Raw genomic sequence first — 25,127 nt, 5'->3', positions numbered from 1 at the left:
ACAGCGTGCCGGGCAAGCGTGTGCCTACCTGAAACCGGTAGACGCAGGCTTGCCCGGCGACTTACTTATTGTTCAAGCCAGACGCTCGCCCACACACGCACGCCGGTATTCACCAGGCGTCACCCCATAGGCTTGCTTGAACTGTCGGTTCAAGTGGCTCTGATCGGAAAACCCCAAGGCAAACGCGACATTGAACGGCAGACAGTCGTTTTTCAGCAATTCTCGCGCCCGGCTCAGGCGCCGCTGCTTGAGCCAGGCATGCGGCGGCAGACCGGTGGCCTGACGGAAAACGCGGGCGAAATGGAAGGGCGAAAGGTTCACTGACTGAGCCAGCTCTTGCAGTGAAGGCGGGTAGGCCAGGCGACTGTCCATCAACTCCTTGGCCCGGGCCACGGCGCAGGGCTCGTTACCTGGCTGGCGGACACTGCCCACTCGGGCATGGCGTTGCACCAGCAACAATACGGCCTCGCGCCAGGCGGTCTGTTGTTCCAGGGCACTGGCCCCCTGTTCCGCCGAGCGGTGCAGCCAGCTGAAAGCCTTGGCCAGTTGCCGGTCATGCAGCACGCTGGCTTCGAAGCTGGGCAAGCCATCGCGCTTGAGTTCCAGTTCGTCCAGCACGCCGGTGATGCGCTCACTTTCCGGATAAAAACCCCGGTAGCGCCAGCCCTGTTCGTGGGCCTTCGCTCCTGTATGCAGCTCATCGGGATTGATCAGCACCATGCTGCCCACCGGCGCCAGGTGTTCGCTGCCACGGTGCCAGAACCGTTGGGCGCCCGACTCGATGATGGTGATCACATAGCCTTCATGCACATGCGGAGCAAAGCGCTGCTGGAAATATCGAGCGTGCAGCAGCTCGATATCGCCAAGTGCGGGGGCTTGCCAGAAGCGGGTCTGTTCCTGCGGCGCAAGGTTCATGGGCTGCCGTTCAACCACCAGCGAATGACGAAGAAAAAGGCCATGCTCACCAGCATGCTGATCAAGGTGCTGCGGGTCAACAGCACCAGCACCACCGCGACCACCGAGCCAAGCAGGTAGGGGTTGCTCAGGCTCAGGTCCAGTTCATGGCCTGGCAAGAAAATGATCGGACCACAAATCGCAGTCAGCATGCCCGGTACGGCAAATCCTAGAAATTGCCGTGCGTTGGAACTCAGGCGCAGGGGCAAGCGCGGTTCGAGAAAGGCATAGCGATTGAGAAACACCAGCAGGCCCATGCCGATAATCAATGCAAAGATCATGAGCGTGCTCCACTGAATTTCTGGCAGATGAAACCCGCGCTCATGCCCAGCAGACCGGCCGCCACCAGGCCGGTTTCCCAGTGCCAAAAGCTGAACAGTACCGAACTGAACAAGGACACGGCGACGCAGACCACGGTTGCCAGGTTGCGTACCAATGGCGCGATCAGGGCGACAAACGTCGCGACGATAGAGAAGTCCAGGCCCAACTGATCCAGGTGCGGAATGTTCTGCCCGAGAATGATGCCGACCAGTGTGAACAGGTTCCAGGCAATGTAGAACGTTAGGCCCACACCCAGGGCATACCAGCGATTGAACTGCTGCTGGTCGTACTGGCTGGTCAGGGCGAAGAACTCATCGGTGAGCAAAAAGCCCAGGCCCAACCGCCAGCGTGTCGGCAGCCCTGACAGCACCGGGCGCATCGACAGGCCATACAGCAAGTGCTGAGAGGTCAGCAACAGAGTAGTCAGCAGGATTGAGAACAGGTTGGCGCCACCTTTGATCATGCCGATCGCCACCAACTGCGCGGCGCCGGCAAACACGATAGCCGAAAGCCCCTGGCCTTCCCACGGCGTGAGGTCGGCTTCGATTGCCATTGATCCAGCCAGCAGGCCCCAAGGGGCAACGGCCAGGGACAACGGCACAATGGCAATGGCGCCCTGGATAAAGGCTTGGCGGGCGAAAGGTGGATTGGGCATGGGCGTCTGCGACAACTGAACAAGGTTGCACAGCATGCCAGAGCCGCGCGCGGGTGACTTGTACGATCTTGCTATGGCGCAGGTCGGGGCGTGAAAGCAAGCCTCAATGTTTGCTGCTGAGCAATCGTTGCTGCACCGCAAAACAACCGTTCAGGTCTACCGCCTTGCGCCAGTAAAACTGCCGTTGGGCAGGATTGCCATTGCCTTGCAAGCGGTAGATTTCAGCCTGGTAGTCGCGTTGGCGACCCCACTGCATGGCCAGCCCTTGGGGCTGGGTGCGGTTGCACAGCAAGCGTTCTGCCGGTTGCGGATAGTAAGAAGCGTAGCGGTTGGCGACAGCGCTGACGTTTTCCAGGTCGCGGTCAAACGCTGCGCTTTGGTTGTAGTTCGGGCACCAGGACTCAATGCCCAGCGCTGCTGGTGCAAATCCTTGGGCAACACTGGCTTCAAGCAGCGGGCAGGCGGCGTCGGGAATCTGGTCGGCGGGCAGGTAGGTCATGTAGTACAACGCCAGACGGTAGCGGGCTACCGGGTGGTCGAGCTCCACGGCTTTCTTCAACAGGCCTACCGCAGGGGCCAAGGTGCGGCCCATGTTCTGGCCCTGTTGCGCCAAATCCTGGTTGGTGGTGCTGGTTTTCAGGCTGAAGCTGGTGTTCTGGCTCTCGGCCTGCTCCAGCAAGGTCAGGGCTTGGCGATACAACAGATCGGCGTGCGGATCGATCTGCAGGCCCTCTGCCTGAACGCAGACGGGTGCCAGCACGACCAGCACGGCGGCTAATAGCGAGGCGCCCGGCAGGGCAAAGCGCTTGCAAGGCGGTGTCTGACGGCTGTGCATCAACGAACGAGAAACGCGGTGATCTACAGGGTTCAATCCAACTGTCCGTAGTGGGGCTCGAAGGGGCCTGGGGCAAAGGTGAACATTTTAACCATTTCAGGACCCTTGTCCAAAGCAGCAGAATATTAGTGCCAAAGCGAGCTCAGATTGTAAAACAGCCCTGTCACGGCGATCACTAGGAGCATGCCACCGCTGGTCAGACTGATCAGGCGCTGATGCCGCGGGGTTGCCAGCGTCCGGGTCACCAGGATGTACGCCCCCAATATGGCCATATCCAGCACTACCCAAACCAGTGAAAGTAGTAACAGGCTGTTACCGGTGTGGTGAGTGATATGGATGAACTGCGGAAACAGGGCCACGAAAAAAAGAATGTCCTTCGGATTCGACAGGCCGGTGGCGAATCCACGCCACAGGCCGCCTTGGGCGGAGGGCGGCGCAGGTGCATCGCCGGCCGATTGCCCGAGTGTCTGGCGCAGGCTGGAAATGGCCAGGTAGCCAATAAACAGGCAGCCTGCCAGGCTCAAGGCCGTGAGCAAAGGAGGGGCGATGGTGGCGCTGGTAAGAATCAGGCAGGCCGCCAGGGCGATCAGTACCAATGAGGCGCCATTGGTCCCCAAGGCCGTCATCAACGCCTGGCGGCGGCCAGCATTGGCGGCAGTGTCGACGACAAGCGCCACCACCGGGCCAGGCGTGGCGATCAGTAGAAGTACAGTCAGTGCATAGGTCAGCAGTAGTGCGGTGTTCATCGTTGTGCTCGGTAGCTGGAATCGTGTTGGCTATTCTCGACAGCGACGAGCATCTTGAAAAACGCATGTTATTGTGGCTTTGTATTAGTCTTACTAATGCTTGAGGTCGGCCGTGTCCGAACGAATTCCAGCCTTGCAGGCGCTGCGGGCTTTCGAGGTGGCGGCGCGACATGGCTCCTTTACGCGGGCAGCTCATGAACTGGCGTTGACCCAGGGGGCGATCAGCCATCACATCAAGACCCTGGAAAGCTTGTTCGACTGCGCGTTGTTCGAACGCCGCGGCCCGAAACTGTCGCTGACCGAGCCCGGCCGCCTGCTGGCTCAAGAGCTTAAAGTCGGCTTCAAAATCATCGAAAATGCCTGCGGCCTGCTCAAGCAAGACCGTAACGGCATTCGTTTGAAAGCGCCTTCCACCCTGACCGTGCGGTGGTTGCTCAAGGCGCTGGAACAATATCGCCAGCAGGAGCACCACAGCCGTGTGCAGCTCTCGAGTGTGTGGATGGATGTTGATAACGTCGACTTCTACAGCGAGCCTTTCGAGGCCGCCATCCTCCTGGCTGACGGGCGCTTTAGCGCCGATGTCGACAGTCTCAAGCTGTTTGACGAATGGTTGGTGCCGGTATGCAGCCCTGACCACCCGGTGAAGGCGGCTGAGCACCTGGATGCATTGAATTTCATCGAACTTTTGCACCCTTCGGCAGATCGCCGCGATTGGCGCCGCTGGCTGACCAGAATGGGGGCTGCGCAGGTGACAATCGACCGTGGCCAATTGTTCGATACCCTCGATCAAGGTATTAGCGCCGCGCAGCAAGGCGCCGGCGTTGCCGTGGTCGATTTGCTGCTGGCTCAGGGCGAGCTCGACAGCGGCCGGCTGGTCATGCCATTTCCCCAGGCCGTGGCCACTGCCGAGAGCTATTATCTGACCTGGCCGCGAACGAGTCCGCAGGCGCGGGACGTACGAGCGTTGGGCGAATTTTTGCTGGCGCTGGTGCCGCAACTACCGCTCCACGGTGTCGATTATTTGTATGACTAATGGTTGTGTTCGACGTCGTGCCGATGTTCGGCAAATACCCGCTCAGCCATGAAGTCGATGAACACGCGCAAGCGTGACGGCATTGCGCGCTTTATGACCGGTGTGCTGGTGTTGATCGGTCAGGCCTTGTTGATTGCCGGGGGCGCTCATCGCCACGGCTTTGCACCGGGCGCGTGAGCCGTCGGCTAGGGTAGAATCGTCCTACAGACAGTTGTTCAGAGGTTGCAGCGGTGGAGTTACAGCAGGGCTTTGTCCTGACCCGGCATTGGCGTGATACCCCGGCAGGCACCTGCGTCGAATTCTGGTTGGCCACCGATCAAGGTCCGCGACGCTTGAGCATACCGTTGCAGACCTCTGTCGCCTTTATTCCCGAGGTACATCGCCAACAGGTCCAGGCATTAGTGCGTGGTGAGCGTGGCGTCGAGTTACGGCCACTGGCGCTGCGGGACTTTGAACAACGGCCGGTGCTTGGTTTGTACTGCCGCCAGCATCGCCAATTGATGCAATTGGAAAAGCGCTTGCGTGCGGTCGGGGTGCAGATCTACGAGGCCGATATCAAGCCGCCTGAACGCTATCTGATGGAGCGTTTCATTACCGCTGGGGTCAGCTTCAGCGGCATCCCGGACGAGCGGGGAGTGTTGCAGGATGCGCATCTAAAACCGGCCCCCGACTATCGACCGGCGCTAAAACTGGTGTCGCTGGACATCGAAACCACCGAGCGTGGCGAGCTTTATTCCATCGCCCTGGAAGGCTGCGGCCAGCGCCAGGTGTATATGCTCGGTCCTGAGAATGGTGACGCCCAAGGCATTGATTTCGACCTTGAGTATTGCGCCAGTCGCGCGCAATTGCTTGAACGTTTGAATCGCTGGATGGCGGTGCACGATCCCGATGCGATCATTGGCTGGAACCTGGTGCAATTCGACTTGCGCGTACTGCAGGCCCACGCTGAACAGCTCAAGGTTCCCCTGAGCCTTGGGCGGGGCGGCGAGGCAATGGAATGGCGTGCACATGGCAGCCGTTCGCACTTTTTTGCCGGCGCCAATGGGCGGTTGATCATCGATGGTATCGAAGCGCTGCGCTCGGCGACCTGGAGCTTCCCCTCGTTCAGTCTGGAGAATGTGGCGCAAACTCTGCTCGGTGAGGGCAAGGCGATCGATACGCCGTACCAGCGCATGGATGAAATCAACCGCATGTTCGCCGAGGACAAGCCAGCGCTTGCACGCTACAACCTCAAGGATTGCGAGTTGGTCACGCGAATTTTCGCCAAGACCGAGCTCCTGACCTTCCTGCTTGAGCGGGCCACGGTAACCGGTTTACCGGTCGATCGCAGTGGCGGCTCGGTGGCGGCGTTCTGTCATCTCTACATTCCCTTGATGCACCGCCAAGGCTTTGTCGCGCCGAACCAGGGCGAGCGCCCGGACGAAGCCAGTCCCGGCGGCTTTGTCATGGACTCCCGGCCCGGTCTGTACGAGTCGGTGCTGGTGCTCGATTACAAAAGCCTGTATCCCTCGATCATCCGCACGTTTCTAATCGATCCACTGGGTTTGGTCGAGGGTCTGCGCGAGCCGGGTGATGACAGCTCGGTGCCAGGCTTTCGCGGGGCGCGGTTTTCTCGAACGCGCCATTGTTTGCCGGCTATTGTCGAGCGGGTCTGGCAGGGCCGCGAGAGCGCCAAGCGCGAGCACAACGCGCCGCTGTCCCAGGCCTTGAAGATCATCATGAACGCGTTCTACGGTGTACTCGGTTCCAGTGGCTGCCGCTTCTTCGATCCGCGCCTGGCTTCGTCGATCACCCTGCGCGGTCACGAAATCATGCGTCGCACTCGCGAGTTGATCGAGGCTCAGGGCTACACGGTGATCTATGGCGATACCGACTCTACCTTCGTCTGGCTCAAAGGTGCGCACAACGAGGCCGAGGCCGATGTCATCGGCCGTCGCCTGGTGGCGCAGGTAAATCAGTGGTGGCGCGAGCACTTGCGCGAGACCTATCAGCTCGACAGCGCCTTGGAACTGCAATATGAGACGCACTACAAGCGCTTTTTGATGCCGACCATCCGCGGCACTGAAGAGGGCAGTAAAAAGCGCTATGCAGGGTTGGTCCAGCGTGGGGACGGCCTGGAAGATATTGTTTTCAAGGGGCTGGAAAGCGTGCGTACCGACTGGTCGCCACTGGCTCGCCAGTTTCAGCAGGCGCTCTACGAACGTATTTTCCGTCGCCAGCCTTACCAGGACTATATACGCGAGTACGTGCGCCAAACCCTCGCAGGTGAACTGGACCCGTTGCTGATCTATCGCAAGCGCCTGCGTCGGCCGCTGGAGGATTACCAGCGCAATGTACCGCCTCATGTGCGGGCGGCGCGCATGGCCGATGAATTCAACCAGCGTCAGGGTCGACCTCGGCAGTACCAGAACGGCGGCTGGATCAGCTATGTGATGACGGTAGCTGGGCCCGAACCCCTGGAAACCCGGAACAGCGCCATCGATTACGACCACTACCTGACTCGGCAACTGCAACCGGTGGCGGATGCCATCCTGCCATTTGTGCAGGACGACTTCACCGCTCTGATCGATCGGCAGATGGGCTTGTTCTAGCGCAGTCGTTACTCACCCCGAATCAGCCCCAGCGCCAGCATCAGCCAGGCTGCCGCTGCCAGGGCAGTTGCCGTGCGAACGTGGTTCCAGCGATTCCAGCTCGGCACATAGCGATGCCATGCTGCTGCGGCTTCGCTGCTGGCGGGGTCGAGGCGGGCGAGGGTCTGGTTTTTCGGCACGTTGAACAGCAGGGTCACCAGCACATTGCCTGCCAGATACAGCGCGCTGCCAATGGCCATACACAGGCTGCCTGGTAAAGGCCAACGCTGATAGGCCCAGACCAGTAGCGCGATGCTGGTTAGCGCGGTGCCGAAGAACAAGGCCAGGAACAGTCGGTTGATCACCACCTGGTTGATCGACTGCATCGCCGCCACCGCGCTCTGCTCGGGGATGCGCTCCAGTGCTTTCATGACAAAGTTGGAAAAGGCGAAGAACAGCCCACCCATCAGGCCACAGCCGAGGGCGGTGGCAAGGATCAGCAACAACAGCAAGGTCTCGATAACGCTCATGGTCCAGTCCTTCGGCAGTGGCAGGGGCAAGCGTGGCTGACAGCCATCAGCTATCCTCAGACTCAGATGTCAGCCTGTTCTGGACATGCCCAAGGATTTACATGGAAACCGCAAGTTACCTTTGAGCTGTCCACGGATTTCGTCCTGTAGTTTAGGCTCGCACCTCAGATCTTTCGTCGCGATCTGTAGTCTTTGATGCATGGAACTTGAAGGAGATGCGCATGCTCGTACGGTCACTGACCCTCGCCACTTTGATGGCCATTGCTGGCCCGGTCTTCGCCGCCAACAGTGATCCCAGCCCGTTGGAACAGGATCTGAACAAGGCCCGTCCACTGATAGTCATTGCACCCAGTACCGCAGATCCGACCCTTCGCGGGCTGAACGAGGCCCTGAATGACCCAGCCACCAAGGCGGCGTTCCAGGAGCGCAACCTGGTGCTGTACAGCATTGCCGGCATGATCGGTAAGCGCGAAGACAAGTACCTCGATCAGCAGGCAACCATGGCGCTGATACGTGAGTTCAAGTTCAGCGCTGCCGACACGGTGATTACCCAGGTGGTGCTGGTCGGCAAGGATGGCGAAAAGCATCGAATCGAGCACACCGGCACCGTAGAGCCAAAGACAATCTTTGATGCAGTCGATGCCTTGCCTGCCGAAGAAAAAGCCATCGTTGCCCCGACAGTGGCGGAGCAGAAACAGGCCGCTTCTGCAACGAACAAGGACGGCAAGCCCGCCAAGCCAGGCAAACCGGCCAAACCCTTGCCGCCGCCCAAGCCACTTGAGGATTGAGCACCCTCAACTACAACCGCTAGGTACGGGGTTGTCCCCTCAGTCGCCGGTCTGAACCTGCAGCATCAGCTTTCCATCGATGTCCCGAATCAGGCCGCTGGCCAGCAGCAGTGGCAGCAGGCGCTTGTGCAATTGCGCTTCGACCAAGGCGCGTAATGTCTGCAGGTCGAGCTCGCCCGGCACTACCAGGTCGGCTTTGGTGTACGACAGCCAGGCTTTTTTGAGCACCATCAGCACATCACTGCCCGAGGTGGTGGCGAAACGTCGATGCAGCGTTTGCCCGGCCAGCTCGAAGGTGTGGGCGTGTTCGTACCCGGCTTCGTCGCCAGCGCTAGCCTGGCAGCGGCTGCAGCGGCATGGGCCGTCGCCGAAGGCTTTTTGCAGGTAGGTGTTGAAGTCCACGACGGGCTTGAGGCTCAGGCGCTTGTCGACTTCGAAAAGATCCGAGGTCAGGTGTTGTTCAGCAGTCAATGTGTTTTCCCTGATTAGTCTTGGCGGGGGCGCACAATACCAGTCTTTGGCCGTGCCGGATGTCGAAGCGAAGGGGATTTTTCTATGAGAGTCCATTACCCTAGGCGCCCGCGAGCGTCAGCAGACGCCGATCTATCCGCCGTTGGAGTTCAAGCATGTACAAACACACAGCCACCGTGACCGTTAGCGCCGAGCAGCGCGATGATGTCGAGGCGGTCGAGAACCCGGGGATCAAGATCGGCCTGGAAGCCGTCACCGAGTCCCTGAAGAAGGTCCACTTCACCGGCGCCCTGGCAGCCCCCGACAACCCGACGCACATCTGTGTAACCCTGGACAACGGCCTCACTTACTATGGCCCAATCGTCAATGGCCATGCGGAGCTGGAGTTCGGCTGGATCGCTTTTGAATGCGACATGCTCACCCCGGAAGAGTTGGGCCTGTAAGTATCAATGGGCGGCGGATCGCCCTTCATCCCCTCGCTGAACGGCAATTGTTGCGGGGGGTATCCTGTAGGTTGCAGGCAAAGTCCGGTTGCTCTGCGGGGAGTGCATGAAATGAACGGCCACCCTGAAAACGACTCCCAGGATGAATTCGATATGCTGGCTTTGGAGTACGAACTTGGCTCGCTGGGGGCAGGTCCGCGCCCCGAGGTTGAACACCATCTGAGTCATGATGCCGAGTTGCAGGCGGCGATCGATTCCTGGGAGCAGCGCTTACTGGTGCCGGCAGAACCGGCACTTGTTCAGTTATCTCGCCTAGGCGTATGGTCACGGATCAAGCGCTGGTGGCATCCTTCAGACTGAATCAGTCAAGATTCGCCAGGCAGCGTTCGAGAATATCCAGGCCTTCGTTCAGTACCTCAGGTTCAATGGTCAGTGGCGCCAGCAGGCGAATGATGTGCCGCGCCTTGCCGCTCGGCATCAGCAGCAACCCAGCATCCCGCGCAGTGGCAAGCAATTGGTTGAGTTGCGCCGAGCCCGGCGCGCCCTTGGCGTCGATCAGTTCGATCCCGCGCATCGCACCGGTACCGGTCAGGCGGCCCAAATAGGGCGAAAGCTGCTGGGCTTTCCAGCGTTGATAGCGACTCTCAATGGTGGTTTCCTGCAGCTCGCCCCAGTCGGCAAGGTTGCTGTCGGTCATCGCATCCAGGGTTGCCAGGGCCGCGGCGCACGCCATCGGGTTGCCTGAATAGGTTCCTCCCAGGCCACCTTTGGCCAGGCAGTCTAGCAGGTCCTTGCGCCCGACCACGGCGCCCAGCGGCATGCCGCCAGCGATACTCTTGGCCAACAGAAGCAGGTCGGGCTCGATGCCCAGGCGTGAGAAGGCGAAGCGCTGGCCGGTTCGACCAAAGCCTGACTGGATCTCGTCAATGATGATCAAGATCCCGTGGGCATCGCAATAAGCGCGCAAAGCCTGGGCAAATGCGGGTTCCATGGCCAGGAAGCCAGCTTCGCCCTGGACCGGTTCGAAAATCACTGCCGCCACTTCATTGACATCGATTTCGACACTGAACAGACGTTCCAGTGCTTGCAGAGCCTGATCGCTGCTGACACCCGTATCGACGCTGGGGAAGGGCAGGTGATAGACCGGTCCTGGCAGCACGCCAACCCGTTGCTTGTAAGGGGCGACCTTGCCGTTGAGGTTCAAGGTGGCCAGGGTGCGCCCATGAAAGCCGCCATCGAAGGCGATGATCGCTGTTTTGCCGGTGGCTCCACGGGCGATTTTCAGGGCGTTCTCCGCCGCTTCTGCACCACTGTTGGTGAGCATCCCGCTTACGGGGTAGGAGACCGGTACGAAGTCCGATAGGCGCGCCATCAAGTCGATGTACGGCTGGTGCCCGGCAGCATTGAACGCATAGTGAGTGAGTCGCGTAGCTTGATCCTGGATGGCTGCGACAATGCTTGGGTTGCAATGGCCCAGGTTCAACACGCCTATACCTGCGACAAAATCAATATAGCGTTTGCCGTTGCTGTCCCACACTTCCGCATTTTTGCCGTGCGACACGGTGATCGGGTGAACTACGGAAATGGACTGGCTGATATATTCGTGACTCATATGCGCGCGGGCTCCGGCAAGTTAAGTTGATATATAAGCGACACCGCAGAACGGAGCGCAAACGAATTAAACGATTGCGGTTATTCCTGAAATTCTGGAAGTATTGCTTGTTGCCTTACACGCTCGCGGATCCACTGCACAAACGCTCGCACCTTGGGGACTTCGGCAGCGTGTTCGGCGTGCGCGAGAAAGTGGGATCCCTCGCTAGGCTTGGCGTGTTGCCAGGCGAGTACCAATTTGCCTTCGGTCAGTTCCTCGGCCACCAGATAATGCGGAATCAGAGCAATGCCGCAGCCTGCCTGGGCGGCACGTATACACATGGAAAAAGTGTCGAAGCGCGGGCCATGGTAGCTGTTTTCGCTGTGCAGACCCTGGTCGTCGAACCATTCGTGCCAGGCTTCCGGCCGCGAGGTGCATTGCAGCAGACGCTGCGCGGTGAGCGTGCTGGCACTTTCAAAAGCATGCAGCGTGAGCAGTTGTGGTGAGCATACGGGCACCACGTTCTCGTTGAACAACTCAATGCAGGTCGCCCCTGGCCAGGTGCCCTGACCGAAGAAAAAGGCGATGTCAGCCTTGGCCTGGACCAGGTCAAAGGGTTCCAGCGCATTGCGAACATCCAGATGAATTCGCGGGTGGCGCTCGCCGAAACCTTTGAGATTGGGAACCAACCAGCGTTCGCCAAAGGTCGGTTGGGTTGCGATGCGCAGCACTTCGGTCTCGCCGCCGTAGCTGAGGATGTAGCGGCTGGAGATATCCAGTTGGACGAGAATTTTGTTCACCTGCGCCAGGTACAGGGCGCCGGCCGGTGTCAGGTGTAGGCGCCGGCGAATGCGTTGGAACAATGGGTGGCTGAGCATCTCCTCCAGTTGCGCAACTTGTTTGCTCACTGCGCTCTGGGTCAGGTGCAACTCTTGCGCTGCCCGTGTGAAGCTCAGGTGCCGGGCGGCAGCTTCAAAGCACTGCAGGGCGGTGGTCGAGGGCATCAGGCGTTTGGATATGGTCAAGTGATCCGGCGAAAAAAGCGTGAGGTCATTCCTTCGAGGAATTATGTTTTTCTAAAAGGTCGTTTGTGAGTGTCGGTCGTATAGATTAATACTGATCGGCGTCAAGGATTTCAACTGAAATTGACAGTAAGCGAAACAGTCTAGCCACGGCAACTAACGGGTCGCGTTTGTGTGCTTGAAAGTTAATGTTTAACTGAATGAATTCTTGCGGTTTTTAAACTTTCTACGGCGTGGGACGAGCCTTCGATAACTAAAATCGCCACCTTTAAAATAATAATTTCTGCTCTAACCCTGTCGACTGCTCCTGCTAGGCAGCGACATACCCAGTTGAGGGTTGAACATGGCATCGCTACAACAAAAGAAACAGCGTTCGCTGCAGCACGGATTGACATCCCGTCAGGTGTCGATGATTTCCATCGCCGGCATTATCGGTGCCGGGTTGTTCATTGGTTCCTCCACCGCCATCGCAACGGCGGGCCCCGCCATTCTCATTTCCTACGCCATGACCGGCGTGCTGGTGTTGCTGGTCATGCGCATGCTCGGTGAAATGGCCATTGCCAACCCGAACAGTGGCTCCTTCTCCACTTACGCAAGCCAGGCCATCGGTCCTTGGGCGGGCTTTACCATTGGCTGGCTGTACTGGTGGTTCTGGGTGCTGATCATCCCGGTGGAAGCGATTGCTGGCGCCGACATCCTGCATGCTTATTTTCCCGGCGTGCCTTCCTGGTTGTTCGCCTTCCTGATCATGATCGTGCTGTCATGCACCAACCTGATCAGCGTGAAGAACTTTGGTGAGTTCGAATACTGGTTCGCGCTGATCAAAGTGATAGCCATCCTGGCATTCATTGTTGTCTGCACCCTGGCCGTGTTCGGTGTCTGGCCGATGGCGCAAAACACCTCCGGTGTCGGCCAGCTTTGGGCCAACGGCGGTTTCATGCCCAATGGTTTCGGTGCCGTGCTGGGAGGGGTGTTGATCACTATTTTCTCGTTCTTCGGCGCTGAAATCGTCACTATTGCCGCGGACGAAACCGAGAACCCCAAGGAGAAAATCCGCAAGGCTACAAACCTGGTGGTCTACCGCATCGCCATCTTCTATATCGTCTCGATCTTCTTCATCGTCTCGCTGGTGGCCTGGAACGATCCGCAGCTCAAGGCCGTGGGTTCCTTCCAGCGTGTACTAGAGGTGCTCAACGTGCCGGGGGCCAAAATGTTGGTCGACCTGGTGGTGCTGGTCGCCGTGACCAGTTGCATGAACTCGGGCCTCTACACTGCTTCGCGGATGCTTTACTCGCTTGGCGCTCGGGGTGAAGCACTGCCCATGACCAAGCGCATTTCTGGTAATGGCGTGCCCACCGTAGCAGTAATACTCTCGACCTTTGCCGGGTTTGCCGGTTGCCTGGTCAACTATGTGTTCCCCGGCAAAGTCTTCGGTTTCTTGCTCTCGACCACAGGCGCCATTGCGCTGCTGGTGTACCTGGTTATCGCCGTATCGCAACTGCGCATGCGCGCCATCACTGATCGTCAAGGCACCGAGCTTGCGTTCAAGATGTGGCTGTTCCCATGGTTGACCTGGCTGGTGATCGGCTTGATCGTGACCGTGCTGGGCTACATGTTGATCAGCCCAGCCTACCGCTACGAAACCTTGATGACCGCGGGTGTGACCCTGGCGATCTTGTTGATTTCCCTGAGCCGTCGCAAAGCCGTTGCCAATGACCTTTCAGATCGGTCACTGACACCAGGCGGCAGCGTCTAGTGCGCACCTGTGCAGTGTGCAAAAGCCCATGACCTGTTCATGGGCTTTTGCGTTGCACAGCGGTACTATCAGCCTGGCTTTCCCTCCAATACAGACAACCAGGAAGCTTATGAACAACGCTCTGCTATCCGTTCAGGAACTGGCCGCCCCCGAGGGCGTCTGCTATGGCTGCGGCTGCTCCCATCCCAGTGGCCTGCACCTGCAAAGCCATTGGCATGAGGACGATATTCATCTGATCTGCCGGCATTCGCCCGACAGCACCTTTCTCGGCTGGCCGGGGCTGGTCTATGGTGGACTGCTGGCCATGCTGGTCGATTGCCATTCCAACTGGACTGCCATGGCCTATCACTACCGCGCCGAGGGGCGCGAGCCGGGGAGCCTGCCACGTATCGACTGTGTGACTGGGCAATTGAGCCTGACTTACCTCAAGCCCACGCCCATGGGCGTCGAGCTGTTGCTCAAGGCCAGGGTCGAAGGCGAGGTCGGGCGCAAGAGTCGGGTAGTGTGCGAGGTCTGGGCCGATGATGTGCTGACCGTGAGTGCCGACTCGGTGTTCGTGCGAGTCGACACCGAGAGGCTTAAGCACAAGGCCCACGGTAACGTCTGAAGCAGTGGTTGCCGCGCCTTAACGCAGGCGTTCGACCATTTGCCCAAGCACATCCAGCACAGCGCTGGCCAGTTCTCGCGAACGCAGGCCGTTCCAGCCGGTTTCCGGGTTGGGGGCGTCGTCGTGATCCTTGAATGGCATCTCCAGGGTCAGCGACAGGCAATCAAAGCTCTGGCCGACACTGTTGGCGCCCAGGGTCAGATTAGCCTGGCCTGGCGCAGAGCGCGGATACCCTTGTACCTGTTGGAAGTCGACGGTGCGTTTGCACAAGTTGTCGCGGAAGGTTTTTTCCAGTTCGGCAAGGCGCGGGGTGAAACCTGGGTTGCCTTCGCAGCCTGCGGTGAATACATGGGGGATTTCCTCGTCGCCGTGCACATCGAGGAACATATCGACGCCTTGTTGTTTCATCTGCATCTGGGCGAAAAGTACCTCGGGGCTCCTGTCGGTGTTGGCGGATTGCCAGGCGCGGTTGAGGTCCTGGCCTGCGGCATTGGTGCGCAAGTGGCCGCGGAAGGCGCCGTCCGGGTTCATATTGGGAATCAGGTATACGTCGGCGTGTTCGAGCAGGGCTTGCACGGTTGGATCGTTATGCTGCAGCCGGTCGATTACGCCTTCCACGAACCATTGCGCCATATGCTCGCCCGGATGTTGCTGGGCGATGATCCAGATCTTGCGTTTGCCCGCGGCCCCGTCGCCGGCACGCAGCAGGGGAATGTCGCGGCCATCGAGGCTGCGACCGGTGGCCAGCAGCTCCACGCCAGGCAGACTGATTGCGCGTTCGATCAGTTTGTTGTGACGGGCGCGGGTGTAGGGTTCGAAATAGGCGAACCAGGCCTGGGGCTGTTCGGCCTGCAGATCAAAGCTCAGTGCCTTGCCGTCGAACTGGGTTGGGACGCGAAACCAGTGTTGTTGATCATAGGAGGCAACGGCCTGATAGCCCGCCCAGGCATTCTTGTAGGAGGACTGGCCAGCGTTCTCCAGGATGAACGTATGTTGCTGGCCTGGAGTCAGGCCGCTGACCTTGAAGTGGAACCACTGGAAATGTTCGCTGCAGGTGTCAGGGCGAATCGCCAGGCGCGTGCGTCGCGGGTCACTGGCATCGTTGATGAGAATGTTACCGGAATCGAAGTCGCAATCGATGTGCAGGGTAGACAGCGTCACGGTCATCACCAGGCTCCTGTAGAGTTGTTGTGAGCCTAACTCTACACGCCTGGCTCACGACCAGAAACCAATCGCTGCCATGGCTGCCAGGGCCAGGCCGATGGCGACCGAGCAGCCACCTACCGTTAACGCCGCCCGAGGCTGGCGATACCAGCCGTCGTGGCCCAGTTGCCTGGCTGGGGCCAGCAGTGATCGCCAACGCAGTTCAGTGGCGTGGAACGCTTCACGGTGTGCGGCGTCAGAGTCGAGCCAGCGGCGAAAGTCGATGCGTTCACTGGCGGTCACTTGTGGGCTCTGCAGGCGTACGTACCATTGGCCAGCGGTGCTCGCGACGGCGTCATGCTCGTGGCGAACGCTCTGCAGGGCCTGGTTCATGTGGCGCTCCACGGTAAGCGCAGGCAGTTCCAGGCGCTCGGCGATGGCGGCAAAACTCAACTGATCGAGGCGACTGAGGAGCAAGACCTGCTGGACGCGGCGTGGCAGCCTTTTCAATTGCTCCAGCACCGAACTGTCAGCGATATTCTGGGCCTGCGGATGATGCTCAAGGGGCAGCAGCAGACGGGTCATGTATAAGCTCCTTGCGAGAGGGGGAGGGGGCGTCCTCCTTGACGCGACAACAGCTTAATCTTAACGAGATTGATTCTCAAGTGCTAATTCTGCAAAGCGCTGTTACACGCTTCACCCTGCGACATTCATTTGCTATCATCGCGGCCATTCAAGCGACACCCGCCTTCATTAGCCTGAAGAGCCAAAAAAAAAGACCCGGCAAAAAGCCGGGTCAAAAACCGTGATTAGCCTGATGAGGAGATAATCTGAGAGTCCGACCTAAGGGCTTTCAGTTTATCCAACCAGTCTCGCGACCAGTTGTGAGCAATAATAATCGTTATCATTTGCAAGTCAAATGAATTTTCTGTAATCCGGTAAAAAAAATTTACCGAACCTGCTCCCTCATTCAATGAACGACGCCAGCATCGTCATTGAAGCGACTCTCCACGTTGTTTCCTCGTTCGATCAACAATGTTGAGATGCATTTCTCAGGTGCTCAAGCACGGTCCTGGCTGTGTTGATCATGTGCACCACCGCCAGCGTCATATCCCGTTGTGTGCCCTGCAAGCCATTTGCCGACTCGTTCGCAGTGGCGGCTGCCCAGCGTAGCAATTGCGCGACATGTTCGTTTGCCTGGGTTTCGTTCATGCCCTCGCGCGGCACCAGCCAGGATGTATGTGCTGAATGGGCGGGCGGGGTTGGGTTCAGGTAGAAATCCAAGGCGCGCCGTGCAGCGTCACTGTTACTCAACGATTCGTTATCCAGAACGATATCCTTGTCAGAAGCAATCTGTTTCATTCGGCTGGCTACCTTGTGAGTGAGCTAATTAACGTCGCACTTGATAATAATACGATTTGTATTTGCTTCTAATCTTTAAATACTACAATTTGTGTATTGAGAGCTGAGGGGCAGTCCGTATCGTGCCAGCGATGGATAATTGGACTGATCTGGTCAAGGCCAGAATGCGTGAGATAAAGCTCACGCAGGAAAAACTCGCTGAGCGCATCGGCGTCACGCAAGGGGCTGTGGGTCACTGGTTGCGCAGTGAGCGCCACCCCAAACTCAGGGTGTTGAACCAGATTCTGGTCGAGGTCGGTTTTGCGCCGCTGCGGATTGTGGATGCCCATGAGTTGCGCGAAATCAACGGTACCTATGGCGCATCAGCATTTCCCGCGGCGATAACCGGTGCTGACGGTAAGCGCCACGAATTTTATTTTCGTTATCCGATCTTGAACTGGAACAGCCTGGACGAGGTTGAGAGTGCGCCGGGCTGCGAGCTTCAGGCGAGTGATTATGCGGCGCAGGGCCGAGGGTACTGGCTGAAAGTCGAAAGCGACGCCATGACTGCGCCGGTGGGCCTGAGCGTACCGCAAGGCATGTTGATTCTGGTGGATACCGATGTGGCGGCCGACACCGGCAAATTGCTGATCGCGCGTTCGCCCGACAGCCCCGTCGCGGTATTTCGTCAGTTGATCGAGGAGGGTGGCCAGCGCTACCTGAAGCCACTCAACCCGACCTATCCAAAGGCCTTGTTCACCGAGCAGACACAGGTGCTTGGCGTTGTGGTGCAGGCGTTGGCAAAATTTTGATGGGCTTGGCTTTATCGCCGGGCGGGCCCGCTCCTGCAAGTTGCTAGGAGCGGGCTTGTCTGGCGATTAAGTCGCAGGCTGTCAGCCTTCTTCCAACTCCACCAATACCGCTCCCTCACTGACCATATCGCCTTCCTGGCAAAACAGCGCTTTGACGATCCCGGCCTGGGACGCTCGAATGCTGTGCTCCATTTTCATCGCTTCAAGTACCACCAGTTGAGCACCCGCTTCGACTACCTGACCGACTTCGACCAAGACCCGTACGATGCTGCCATTCATGGGCGCACTCAGGCCTCCTTGATGGCTGTGACTGGCGTCGGCTTCGGCAATCGGGTCGTAGCGGGTAACGGCGTGCAGCTCGCCATCCCATTGCAGGTACAGCGTGTCATCACGACGCACCGCCAGGTGCCGCAGGCGCAGGCCGTTATCTTCTACCTGCAAGTACTCGCCTGCAAGCTTGAGGGTTGACGGGGCCGCGTGGGACAGGCTCAGTGCCTCGGTCTGACCGTTGCAGTTCAGGTGCAGGTTGATTTGTGCGGGCATGCCGGCACGAAAACCGCTATTGGCAGCCCACGGTGAAAAACGGTCGTCCAGGCGCGGCGCGACAGGCTGACTCTGGATATACGCTTCAGCCGCCGCTTGCCAGAACTGGGCAGGTAGAGGTTGTGGCGCCGGGAGCAGTTGCTCCTGATAGCGGGGGATGAACCCGGTATCGAGTTCGGCATCGGCAAACGCAGGGTGAGCGAGAATGCGCCGCAAAAAGGCAATGTTGGTTTTCAAACCGCCAATGGCAAATTCGTCGAGCATAGCCAGCAAGCGCAGGCGCGCCTGTTCGCGGGTCTGCCCCCAGGCGATCAGCTTGCCCAGCATCGGATCATAGAACGGCGAGACGCTGTCGCCTTCGCTGACCCCACTGTCGACCCGACGGCCTTCTCCCGGTACGGATTCGCGATACAGCACAAGGTTGCCCGTGGCCGGCAAAAAGTCATTGGCCGGGTCTTCGGCGTATAGCCGTACTTCAATGGCGTGGCCGTTGAGCGGAACTTGCTCCTGCGTGATCGGCAACGCTTCGCCGCAAGCGACATGGATCTGCCAGGCCACCAGATCAAGGCCGGTAATGGCCTCGGTGACCGGGTGTTCTACTTGCAGGCGCGTGTTCATCTCCATGAAAAAGAACTCGCCGCGTGCGTCGAGGAGAAACTCCACGGTGCCTGCCCCGACATAGCCGATGGCTTGTGCGGCCTTGACCGCAGCCTCGCCCATGGCCTGGCGCTGGGCGCTGCTCAAGCCAGGGGCCGGGGCTTCCTCGACAACTTTCTGGTGGCGGCGCTGGATCGAGCAGTCGCGCTCGTTGAGATACAGGCAATTGCCGTGCTGGTCGGCAAACACCTGTATTTCCACGTGGCGCGGCTTGAGTACATATTTTTCCACCAGCATGCGCGCATCGCCGAACGAGGACTGCGCCTCGCGCTGGGCCGACGCCAGGGCCTCGGCTAATTGGCTTTCGCTCTCGACGACTTTCATGCCCTTGCCGCCGCCGCCAGCGGTTGCCTTGAGCAGAACCGGGTAACCGATCTTTTCAGCCGCGGCGCGGAAGGTTTCCAGGTCCTGGGCTTCGCCGTGGTAGCCAGGCACCAGTGGCACGCCGGCTTTCTCCATCAGAGCCTTGGCTGCCGATTTGCTACCCATGGCGTCGATGGCACTGGCCGGTGGGCCGAGGAAGATCAGCCCGGCCTGTTCGATGGCGCGGGCAAAACCTGCGTTTTCCGAAAGAAAACCGTAGCCTGGGTGAATCGCCTGGGCACCGCTGGCTTTTGCCGCTGCCAGCAGTTTGTCGATGTCCAGGTAACTGTCGGCGGCTTTGGCTCCCCCCAGGTCGACGCGAATATCGGCTTCGCGACTGTGGCGGGCATCACGGTCGATGGCACTGTGGACCGCGACGGTGGTCAGGCCCAGCGCCTTGGCAGTGCGCATGACGCGGCAGGCGATTTCGCCGCGATTGGCGACCAACAATGTGGTCAAGGCTGTGCGGGTCATGGGCGCGGCTCCTTGTTCGACGATTCGGCCTGCCAGGCCGGGCTGCGTTTTTCCAGAAAGGCGCGCAAACCTTCCTGGCCCTCGGGGCTGACGCGGATGCGGGCGATGGCATTCTCGCAATAGCGGCGCAGTGCCGGGGTCAGCTCGCCGTGACCGACTTCGCGCAGCAGTTCTTTGCTGGCGCGCATGGCTTGCGGGCTATTGAGCAACAGATTGTCGATCCACTGGGCAACGGCCTGTTCCAGTTCAGCGGCAGGGTAGGCCTCGGCGAGCAGGCCCAGTTCGCGCGCACGCTCACCACTGAAGCGTTCGGCGGTCAGCGCATAGCGCCGCGCAGCACGCTCGCCCATGGCCTGAACCACGAACGGGCTGATCACAGCAGGCGCCAGGCCGATGCGCACTTCAGACAGGCACAGCTGTGCATCGCTAGCGCCGATGGCCATGTCGCAGCAACTGATCAGGCCCAGGGCGCCACCAAAGGCTGCGCCCTGCACCACCGCCAGGGTCGGAACCTTGAGCTTGGCCAGGTTGTACATCAACTCTGCCAGCTCGCGGGCATCATCAAGATTGGTGTTGTAGTCCAGCGCTGCCGACTGCTGCATCCAGGCCAGGTCGGCACCGGCGCTGAAGTGTCGACCACGACCGCGCAACAGTACAAAGCGCAACTCGGCATCGCCGGCGATGTCGTCAATGGCCAGGATCAGCTCGCGGATCATCTGCGCATTGAACGCATTGTTCTTGTCTTCCCGGCTCAGCCACAAGGTGGCGAAACCACGGGGGTCCTTGATCAATTCAAGGGTAGTGAAGTCGCTCATGGTCACATCCGGAAAATGCCGAAACGGCTTTGCTCGATCGGGGCGTTCAGTGCTGCGGACAGCGCCAGGCCAAGGATGTCGCGGGTTTGCGCCGGGTCAATGACGCCGTCATCCCACAAGCGGGCGCTGGAGTAGTACGGGTGACCCTGATGTTCGTATTGGTCGAGGATCGGTTGCTTGAGGCGCGCTTCGTCCTCGGCACTGAACGGATGCCCACTGCGCTCGCTCTGCTCACGCTTGACCTGAGCCAGCACGCCAGCAGCCTGCTCGGCACCCATCACGCCGATGCGTGCATTGGGCCACATCCATAGAAAACGCGGGTCGTAGGCGCGGCCACACATGCCGTAGTTGCCCGCTCCGAAACTGCCACCGATGATTACGGTGAACTTCGGTACTTGCGCGCAGGCCACTGCTGTCACCAGCTTGGCGCCGTGCTTGGCGATACCACCGGCCTCGTACTTCTGCCCGACCATGAAGCCGGTAATGTTCTGCAGGAACAGCAGCGGGATTCCCCGTTGGCAAGCAAGCTCGATAAAGTGCGCGCCTTTTTGCGCCGCTTCTGCGAACAGGATGCCGTTGTTGGCCAGGATCGCAATCGGGTAGCCGTGCAGGTGGGCGAAGCCACACACCAGGGTCGTGCCGAACAGTGCCTTGAACTCGTCGAACACCGAGCCATCCACCAGGCGGGCGATCACTTCACGCACATCGAACGGTTGCTTGGCGTCGGCTGGAACGACGCCGTACAGCTCCTGCGCGTCATACAGGGGTGCAATCGGCGTCTGTTGCGCAAGGTTGCCGAGCTTGTGCCAGTTGAGGTTGGCGATGCAGCGCCGGGCGATGGCCAGGGCATGGTCATCATTGTCGGCATAGTGGTCGGCGACGCCACTGGTCTTGCAGTGCACATCGGCGCCACCGAGGTCTTCGGCGCTGACCACTTCGCCAGTGGCGGCTTTGACCAGCGGTGGACCGGCAAGGAAAATGGTCGCTTGCTGGCGAACCATGATCGCTTCGTCAGCCATGGCCGGTACATAGGCGCCACCCGCTGTACAGGAGCCCATGACCACGGCGATCTGAGGAATACCCAAGGCGCTCATGTTGGCTTGGTTGAAGAAGATTCGCCCGAAGTGTTCACGGTCGGGAAACACTTCGTCCTGGCGGGGCAGGTTGGCGCCGCCGGAGTCCACCAGGTACAGGCAGGGCAAGCGGTTCTGCAGGGCGATGGCCTGCGCGCGCAGGTGTTTCTTGACTGTCAGCGGGTAGTACGAGCCGCCTTTGACCGTGGCGTCGTTGGCCACAATCATGCACTCGACACCTTCGACCCGACCGATACCGGCAATGACACCTGCCGCCGGAACGTCTTCGCCATACACTTCGTGGGCCGCCAGTTGGCCGATTTCCAGGAACGGCGAGCCGGCGTCAAGCAGGCGGTCGATGCGTTCGCGTGGCAGCAGTTTGCCCCGCGAGGTGTGGCGCTCCTGGGCCTTGAGGCCGCCGCCTTGCTGAACTTGCGCCAGCAAGCTCCGTAGCGCATTGACCTGCTCGAGCATGGCCGTGCTGTTGTCGGCGAACTCCGCCGAGCGCGGATTGATCTGGGTATGGAGGGTAGCCATGGACGTTATCCTTATGCTCAGCGGGTTTCGTTGAACAGTTCGCGCCCGATCAGCATCCGACGGATTTCACTGGTGCCGGCACCGATCTCATACAACTTGGCATCGCGCAGCAGACGTCCGGCCGGGAACTCGTTGATGTAGCCATTGCCACCGAGAATCTGGATCGCTTCCAGGGCCATCTGTGTCGCCCGCTCGGCGGTGTAGAGGATTACGCCGGCAGCATCCTTGCGGGTGGTCTCGGCGCGGTCGCAGGCCTGGGCCACGGCGTACAGGTAGGCACGGCTGGCATTGAGCTGGGTGTACATGTCGGCCATCTTGCCCTGGATCAGTTGGAACTCACCGATGCTCTGGCCAAACTGCTTGCGGTCGTGGATATACGGAACCACTAGGTCCATGCACGCCTGCATGATCCCGGTGGGGCCGCCGGAAAGAACCACGCGCTCATAATCCAGGCCGCTCATCAGCACCTTCACACCGCCATTGAGCGCGCCGAGGATGTTTTCGGCGGGTACTTCGACGTTATCGAAAAACAGCTCGCAGGTGTTCGAACCGCGCATACCCAGCTTGTCGAACTTGTTGCTGCGGCTGAAGCCTTTCCAGTCACGTTCAACGATAAACGCGGTAATGCCGTGGGGGCCTTTGTCCAGATCGGTCTTGGCGTAGATCACATAAGTGTTGGCGTCAGGTCCGTTGGTGATCCAGGTCTTGCTGCCGTTGAGGACATAGTGGTCACCGCGCTGTTCGGCGCGCAGCTTCATCGAGACCACATCGGAGCCGGCGTTGGGTTCGCTCATGGCCAGGGCGCCGATGTGCTCGCCGCTGATCAGCTTGGGCAGATATTTGGCTTTTTGCGCGGCAGTGCCGTTGCGGTTGATCTGGTTGACGCACAGGTTGGAGTGGGCGCCGTAGGAGAGGGCGACCGAGGCCGAACCGCGACTGATTTCTTCCATGGCAACCACGTGGGCGAGATAACCCAGGCCGGCACCGCCGTACTCTTCACTGACGGTGATGCCCAGCAAACCCATGTCGCCGAACTTGCGCCACATATCGGCGGGGAACAGGTTGTCCTGGTCAATCTGGGCGGCGCGAGGTGCCAGCTCGGCAGCAACGAAGGACTGTACCTGGTCGCGAAGCATGTCGATGGTTTCGCCCAGGGCGAAGTTCAGGGATGGGTAATGCATGGAGGGCACCTTGTTGTTCTTGAAATTGGATTACACCTTAGGCTCTGTACGAAAAGCCTTGGTACTCGGTGATGCTGCGTTGAAAACAGCCTCGGAACGCTCATTTACAACCCGTAAACTGCGCTTCCTCGGCTGTTTTCGCCTTGCCTGACCTTCGTCTCAAAACTTTTCATGCTGAGCCTAGCCCCTGTCCTTTGCGCCATCCTGTTGGAAGGGCGCAACAGCGGCTCAGCGGTTTTTCTTTCACCTTTACGTTAACGTAAACCGCAAAATGAAGATTGTCCAGTTGCTTTTATGAACCTAAAGGGATCAGGCGCGACCGCATTCAACGGCCAGGGGGCGAGCGGCACAGGGCTGCCAGGCTCTGTACGAAAAAAGCCTTGATCCTCGGTGAGGCTGCGTTGAAAGCAGCCTCGGAGAGCTCATTTACAACCTGTAAACTGCGCTTCCTCGGCTGTTTTCGCCTAGCCTGACCGTTGTCTCAAAACTTTTCATACAGAGCCTAAGCAGCCCACCGTGACGGCACCCTGCTCAAGTCACCAGCGTTGCGCTGGAACCGGTGCCGATCCTAAGCATGCCAGCGTAAGCCGTTCAGCGCTCCAGCCAGGCAACCACATCGTCGACGGTTAAGAAATTTAGCTCTTCACTAGAAGAAGGTTGATCATCGAATCTTTCTTCCAGATAACTTGAAAATTTAGTGTCAGAGCCAATGATATCGCTAAGCTGGGTCTCGCCGGATATCTCTGATTTGTCGACCCCATATTTTTCGTTAAACAGGTCGATGAGTTCATCTTTCTTAGACATTGCAGTTTCCTCGCTTTGGGTTAAGTAGGTCTGAAGCGTTTGACACGTTTAGTTATTAAGCGCTGATGTTGATTGTTATAAGGTTGTATTTGAAAATTGACCAAGGTTACTGTTTGCCTGTTTCGCACTCGCTCAGCGCCTCAGGCGTCTACGATTTTAGTAATTTGGGGGAGGGGGATCACGAGGTCGGTCTGGCCTTTACCGGTCATGTAGTAATTAACCGTTACGTGGGTTTCGTCAACCGCAGTAATTCGGCCAGTCACCCAACTTTGACCGTAATAAACTCTGGCGCGGTTAGTGTCAGACGCCATGTATTGTTTTGCCGTCGCTATAATAGCTGCCTCCTTTAGTTCACTAGCCTTGCGCTCCTCGACAGTTTTGCGTGCTGTGGCAGCTTTTTCAGCTGCTTCGCTGGCCTTTTTGGCAGCTTGAGTGGCTTTAGCCGCTTCTTCGACAGTCGTTGCCACGTCACCCTTCAGAGCGGCCGCCTCGGCATTTTTCCGGGCGGTACTGGCTTCTTCAGCCGCGATACGGGCTTGAGCAGCGGCTGCATTAGCCGTCCTCAGTTCTTCACCTGCATCAATAGCTTTGAGTGCCTCGGCGTTTGCATCGTTTTGCGCGGCGTCTCGTGAAGCCTTGGCTGCCTGTTCGGCATCCTTGGCCTTGGCAACAGCCTTGCTGGCGGCTGCATCTGTTTCACGTTTTTTTGCAGCGTCCTCGGCCACCTTGCGGGCATCGGCGACGACCTTGGCAGCTTTGCTGGCCTTTGCTGCGGCCTGTTTGGCTTTGTCTGCCTCACTGTTGGCCTCATTTATCTGGCCAGCGGAGCCCGCTGTTTCGGCGTTTACTCGCGCGGTTTTGGCCGCTTCGACGGCCTTGCGTGCGTCGGCGACTGCCTTACTCGCCTGCTGTGCCTCACTGGCGGCCTCGGGGGATTTCAATGCCGGGGTATCGGCATCGGCGAGGGCGGCGTTAAGCGCTTCGGTGGCTGCCTGTTCGGCATCCTTGGCCTTGGCAACAGCCTTGCTGGCGGCTGCATCTGTTTCACGTTTTTTTGCAGCG

Annotated in this window: 25 protein-coding genes and 1 pseudogene; 8 read left to right on the top strand and 18 right to left on the bottom strand. The window is 59.1% G+C overall.

Annotated elements, in window-relative coordinates; genetic code table 11:
- Positions 1-72: 72 nt before the first annotated feature.
- The 5 genes from V0R60_RS23085 to V0R60_RS23065 all read right to left on the bottom strand — a co-directional run bounded on the left by V0R60_RS23085 (position 73) and on the right by V0R60_RS23065 (position 3,511).
- On the bottom strand, positions 73-915 hold the full coding sequence (locus V0R60_RS23085; RefSeq protein ID WP_136476850.1) for an AraC family transcriptional regulator: 843 nt from the start codon (positions 913-915) through the stop codon (positions 73-75).
- Positions 912-1,235, bottom strand: coding sequence for an AzlD domain-containing protein (locus tag V0R60_RS23080; protein WP_136476849.1), 324 nt, complete (start codon positions 1,233-1,235; stop codon positions 912-914). The genes V0R60_RS23085 and V0R60_RS23080 overlap by 4 nt, the downstream gene beginning before the upstream one ends.
- Complete coding sequence (locus V0R60_RS23075) at positions 1,232-1,930, bottom strand: AzlC family ABC transporter permease (RefSeq protein ID WP_330079945.1); 699 nt, start codon at positions 1,928-1,930, stop codon at positions 1,232-1,234. The genes V0R60_RS23080 and V0R60_RS23075 overlap by 4 nt, the downstream gene beginning before the upstream one ends.
- A gap of 103 nt (positions 1,931-2,033) precedes the next feature.
- Positions 2,034-2,765 carry a sel1 repeat family protein gene (locus V0R60_RS23070; protein WP_371922323.1) on the bottom strand — a complete coding sequence of 244 codons (732 nt, stop codon included), beginning with the start codon at positions 2,763-2,765 and terminating at the stop codon, positions 2,034-2,036.
- Between the two features lie 125 nt (positions 2,766-2,890).
- On the bottom strand, positions 2,891-3,511 hold the full coding sequence (locus tag V0R60_RS23065; RefSeq protein ID WP_136476847.1) for a LysE family translocator: 621 nt from the start codon (positions 3,509-3,511) through the stop codon (positions 2,891-2,893).
- 112 nt (positions 3,512-3,623) lie between these two features.
- On the opposite strand from V0R60_RS23065, the gene V0R60_RS23060 reads away from it, so the two are divergent.
- Positions 3,624-4,544, top strand: coding sequence for a LysR substrate-binding domain-containing protein (locus V0R60_RS23060; RefSeq protein WP_330079946.1), 921 nt, complete (start codon positions 3,624-3,626; stop codon positions 4,542-4,544).
- Positions 4,545-4,774: 230 nt separating this feature from the next.
- Positions 4,775-7,135, top strand: coding sequence for a DNA polymerase II (locus V0R60_RS23055; RefSeq protein WP_330079947.1), 2,361 nt, complete (start codon positions 4,775-4,777; stop codon positions 7,133-7,135).
- An 8-nt stretch (positions 7,136-7,143) separates the two neighbouring features.
- Here the strand turns inward: V0R60_RS23055 and V0R60_RS23050 are convergent, their stop codons facing one another.
- Entirely contained in the window at positions 7,144-7,644 is a 501-nt protein-coding gene (locus tag V0R60_RS23050) for an anthrone oxygenase family protein (RefSeq protein ID WP_330079948.1), read from the bottom strand.
- A gap of 221 nt (positions 7,645-7,865) precedes the next feature.
- Here V0R60_RS23050 and V0R60_RS23045 point away from each other — a divergent pair, with 221 nt between their 5' ends.
- Entirely contained in the window at positions 7,866-8,432 is a 567-nt protein-coding gene (locus V0R60_RS23045; protein WP_136476843.1) for a DUF4174 domain-containing protein, read from the top strand.
- Between the two features lie 39 nt (positions 8,433-8,471).
- On the opposite strand, the gene V0R60_RS23040 is transcribed toward V0R60_RS23045, so the two are convergent.
- Positions 8,472-8,903 carry a hypothetical protein gene (locus V0R60_RS23040; RefSeq protein WP_136476842.1) on the bottom strand — a complete coding sequence of 144 codons (432 nt, stop codon included), beginning with the start codon at positions 8,901-8,903 and terminating at the stop codon, positions 8,472-8,474.
- A 155-nt stretch (positions 8,904-9,058) separates the two neighbouring features.
- Between V0R60_RS23040 and V0R60_RS23035 the strand changes: the two genes are divergently transcribed.
- Both V0R60_RS23035 and V0R60_RS23030 read left to right on the top strand, forming a co-directional pair.
- Positions 9,059-9,346, top strand: coding sequence for a hypothetical protein (locus tag V0R60_RS23035; protein WP_136476841.1), 288 nt, complete (start codon positions 9,059-9,061; stop codon positions 9,344-9,346).
- Between the two features lie 111 nt (positions 9,347-9,457).
- Positions 9,458-9,706 carry a hypothetical protein gene (locus tag V0R60_RS23030; RefSeq protein ID WP_330079949.1) on the top strand — a complete coding sequence of 83 codons (249 nt, stop codon included), beginning with the start codon at positions 9,458-9,460 and terminating at the stop codon, positions 9,704-9,706.
- A 1-nt stretch (position 9,707) separates the two neighbouring features.
- On the opposite strand, the gene V0R60_RS23025 is transcribed toward V0R60_RS23030, so the two are convergent.
- Positions 9,708-10,958 carry a 2-aminoadipate transaminase gene (locus tag V0R60_RS23025; protein ID WP_330079950.1) on the bottom strand — a complete coding sequence of 417 codons (1,251 nt, stop codon included), beginning with the start codon at positions 10,956-10,958 and terminating at the stop codon, positions 9,708-9,710.
- 80 nt (positions 10,959-11,038) lie between these two features.
- Positions 11,039-11,956: a LysR substrate-binding domain-containing protein gene (locus tag V0R60_RS23020; protein WP_330080025.1), complete on the bottom strand. Its 918-nt coding sequence runs from the start codon at positions 11,954-11,956 to the stop codon at positions 11,039-11,041.
- A 346-nt stretch (positions 11,957-12,302) separates the two neighbouring features.
- Here V0R60_RS23020 and V0R60_RS23015 point away from each other — a divergent pair, with 346 nt between their 5' ends.
- Both V0R60_RS23015 and V0R60_RS23010 read left to right on the top strand, forming a co-directional pair.
- On the top strand, positions 12,303-13,715 hold the full coding sequence (locus tag V0R60_RS23015) for an amino acid permease (protein WP_330079951.1): 1,413 nt from the start codon (positions 12,303-12,305) through the stop codon (positions 13,713-13,715).
- 109 nt (positions 13,716-13,824) lie between these two features.
- Positions 13,825-14,322, top strand: a complete 498-nt coding sequence (locus V0R60_RS23010; protein ID WP_330079952.1) for a PaaI family thioesterase — start codon at positions 13,825-13,827, stop codon at positions 14,320-14,322.
- Positions 14,323-14,340: 18 nt separating this feature from the next.
- Here V0R60_RS23010 and V0R60_RS23005 read toward each other — a convergent pair whose 3' ends face one another.
- The 3 genes from V0R60_RS23005 to V0R60_RS22995 all read right to left on the bottom strand — a co-directional run bounded on the left by V0R60_RS23005 (position 14,341) and on the right by V0R60_RS22995 (position 16,827).
- Positions 14,341-15,489, bottom strand: a complete 1,149-nt coding sequence (locus V0R60_RS23005; RefSeq protein ID WP_330079953.1) for a M14 family metallopeptidase — start codon at positions 15,487-15,489, stop codon at positions 14,341-14,343.
- 48 nt (positions 15,490-15,537) lie between these two features.
- A complete protein-coding gene (locus tag V0R60_RS23000; protein WP_136476834.1) occupies positions 15,538-16,050 on the bottom strand; it encodes a DUF4880 domain-containing protein in 513 nt (170 codons plus the stop codon).
- Between the two features lie 444 nt (positions 16,051-16,494).
- On the bottom strand, positions 16,495-16,827 hold the full coding sequence (locus tag V0R60_RS22995) for a DUF6124 family protein (RefSeq protein WP_330079954.1): 333 nt from the start codon (positions 16,825-16,827) through the stop codon (positions 16,495-16,497).
- A gap of 131 nt (positions 16,828-16,958) precedes the next feature.
- Here V0R60_RS22995 and V0R60_RS22990 point away from each other — a divergent pair, with 131 nt between their 5' ends.
- The gene (locus V0R60_RS22990) at positions 16,959-17,618 is read left to right on the top strand and encodes a LexA family protein (protein ID WP_330079955.1); all 660 of its coding nucleotides are present in this window, start codon (positions 16,959-16,961) and stop codon (positions 17,616-17,618) included.
- Positions 17,619-17,699: 81 nt separating this feature from the next.
- Here the strand turns inward: V0R60_RS22990 and V0R60_RS22985 are convergent, their stop codons facing one another.
- The 6 genes and pseudogenes from V0R60_RS22985 to V0R60_RS22960 form a co-directional block, all read right to left on the bottom strand.
- On the bottom strand, positions 17,700-19,655 hold the full coding sequence (locus tag V0R60_RS22985; RefSeq protein WP_330079956.1) for an acetyl/propionyl/methylcrotonyl-CoA carboxylase subunit alpha: 1,956 nt from the start codon (positions 19,653-19,655) through the stop codon (positions 17,700-17,702).
- On the bottom strand, positions 19,652-20,470 hold the full coding sequence (locus tag V0R60_RS22980; RefSeq protein WP_136476830.1) for a gamma-carboxygeranoyl-CoA hydratase: 819 nt from the start codon (positions 20,468-20,470) through the stop codon (positions 19,652-19,654). The genes V0R60_RS22985 and V0R60_RS22980 overlap by 4 nt, the downstream gene beginning before the upstream one ends.
- Before the next feature lie 2 nt (positions 20,471-20,472).
- Positions 20,473-22,080, bottom strand: coding sequence for a carboxyl transferase domain-containing protein (locus V0R60_RS22975; protein ID WP_330079957.1), 1,608 nt, complete (start codon positions 22,078-22,080; stop codon positions 20,473-20,475).
- Positions 22,081-22,097: 17 nt separating this feature from the next.
- Positions 22,098-23,261, bottom strand: coding sequence for an isovaleryl-CoA dehydrogenase (locus tag V0R60_RS22970; RefSeq protein ID WP_203480027.1), 1,164 nt, complete (start codon positions 23,259-23,261; stop codon positions 22,098-22,100).
- A gap of 591 nt (positions 23,262-23,852) precedes the next feature.
- Positions 23,853-24,065, bottom strand: a complete 213-nt coding sequence (locus V0R60_RS22965) for a hypothetical protein (protein ID WP_330079958.1) — start codon at positions 24,063-24,065, stop codon at positions 23,853-23,855.
- A gap of 140 nt (positions 24,066-24,205) precedes the next feature.
- Positions 24,206-25,127: pseudogene (locus V0R60_RS22960) on the bottom strand (hypothetical protein); the annotation flags it as partial.

The organism is Pseudomonas auratipiscis (assembly GCF_036324085.1).
GTDB classification, from domain to species: Bacteria; Pseudomonadota; Gammaproteobacteria; order Pseudomonadales; family Pseudomonadaceae; genus Aquipseudomonas; species Aquipseudomonas auratipiscis.
The sequence above is the reverse complement of the archived record's forward strand: the minus strand, read 5'-3'. Positions and strand labels throughout refer to the sequence as shown.

Coding starts and splice junctions, on each gene's coding strand:
- V0R60_RS23080 (WP_136476849.1), bottom strand. CDS start 1,235: ATGATCTTTGCATTGATTATCGGCATGGGCCTGCTGGTGTTTCTCAAT.
- V0R60_RS23010 (WP_330079952.1), top strand. CDS start 13,825: ATGAACAACGCTCTGCTATCCGTTCAGGAACTGGCCGCCCCCGAGGGC.
- V0R60_RS22975 (WP_330079957.1), bottom strand. CDS start 22,080: ATGGCTACCCTCCATACCCAGATCAATCCGCGCTCGGCGGAGTTCGCC.
- V0R60_RS23035 (WP_136476841.1), top strand. CDS start 9,059: ATGTACAAACACACAGCCACCGTGACCGTTAGCGCCGAGCAGCGCGAT.
- V0R60_RS22990 (WP_330079955.1), top strand. CDS start 16,959: ATGGATAATTGGACTGATCTGGTCAAGGCCAGAATGCGTGAGATAAAG.
- V0R60_RS22980 (WP_136476830.1), bottom strand. CDS start 20,470: ATGAGCGACTTCACTACCCTTGAATTGATCAAGGACCCCCGTGGTTTC.
- V0R60_RS23000 (WP_136476834.1), bottom strand. CDS start 16,050: ATGACCCGTCTGCTGCTGCCCCTTGAGCATCATCCGCAGGCCCAGAAT.
- V0R60_RS22985 (WP_330079956.1), bottom strand. CDS start 19,655: ATGACCCGCACAGCCTTGACCACATTGTTGGTCGCCAATCGCGGCGAA.
- V0R60_RS23025 (WP_330079950.1), bottom strand. CDS start 10,958: ATGAGTCACGAATATATCAGCCAGTCCATTTCCGTAGTTCACCCGATC.
- V0R60_RS23085 (WP_136476850.1), bottom strand. CDS start 915: ATGAACCTTGCGCCGCAGGAACAGACCCGCTTCTGGCAAGCCCCCGCA.
- V0R60_RS22965 (WP_330079958.1), bottom strand. CDS start 24,065: ATGTCTAAGAAAGATGAACTCATCGACCTGTTTAACGAAAAATATGGG.
- V0R60_RS23045 (WP_136476843.1), top strand. CDS start 7,866: ATGCTCGTACGGTCACTGACCCTCGCCACTTTGATGGCCATTGCTGGC.
- V0R60_RS23050 (WP_330079948.1), bottom strand. CDS start 7,644: ATGAGCGTTATCGAGACCTTGCTGTTGTTGCTGATCCTTGCCACCGCC.
- V0R60_RS23005 (WP_330079953.1), bottom strand. CDS start 15,489: ATGACCGTGACGCTGTCTACCCTGCACATCGATTGCGACTTCGATTCC.
- V0R60_RS22995 (WP_330079954.1), bottom strand. CDS start 16,827: ATGAAACAGATTGCTTCTGACAAGGATATCGTTCTGGATAACGAATCG.
- V0R60_RS23015 (WP_330079951.1), top strand. CDS start 12,303: ATGGCATCGCTACAACAAAAGAAACAGCGTTCGCTGCAGCACGGATTG.
- V0R60_RS23065 (WP_136476847.1), bottom strand. CDS start 3,511: ATGAACACCGCACTACTGCTGACCTATGCACTGACTGTACTTCTACTG.
- V0R60_RS23070 (WP_371922323.1), bottom strand. CDS start 2,765: ATGCACAGCCGTCAGACACCGCCTTGCAAGCGCTTTGCCCTGCCGGGC.
- V0R60_RS23030 (WP_330079949.1), top strand. CDS start 9,458: ATGAACGGCCACCCTGAAAACGACTCCCAGGATGAATTCGATATGCTG.
- V0R60_RS22970 (WP_203480027.1), bottom strand. CDS start 23,261: ATGCATTACCCATCCCTGAACTTCGCCCTGGGCGAAACCATCGACATG.
- V0R60_RS23075 (WP_330079945.1), bottom strand. CDS start 1,930: ATGCCCAATCCACCTTTCGCCCGCCAAGCCTTTATCCAGGGCGCCATT.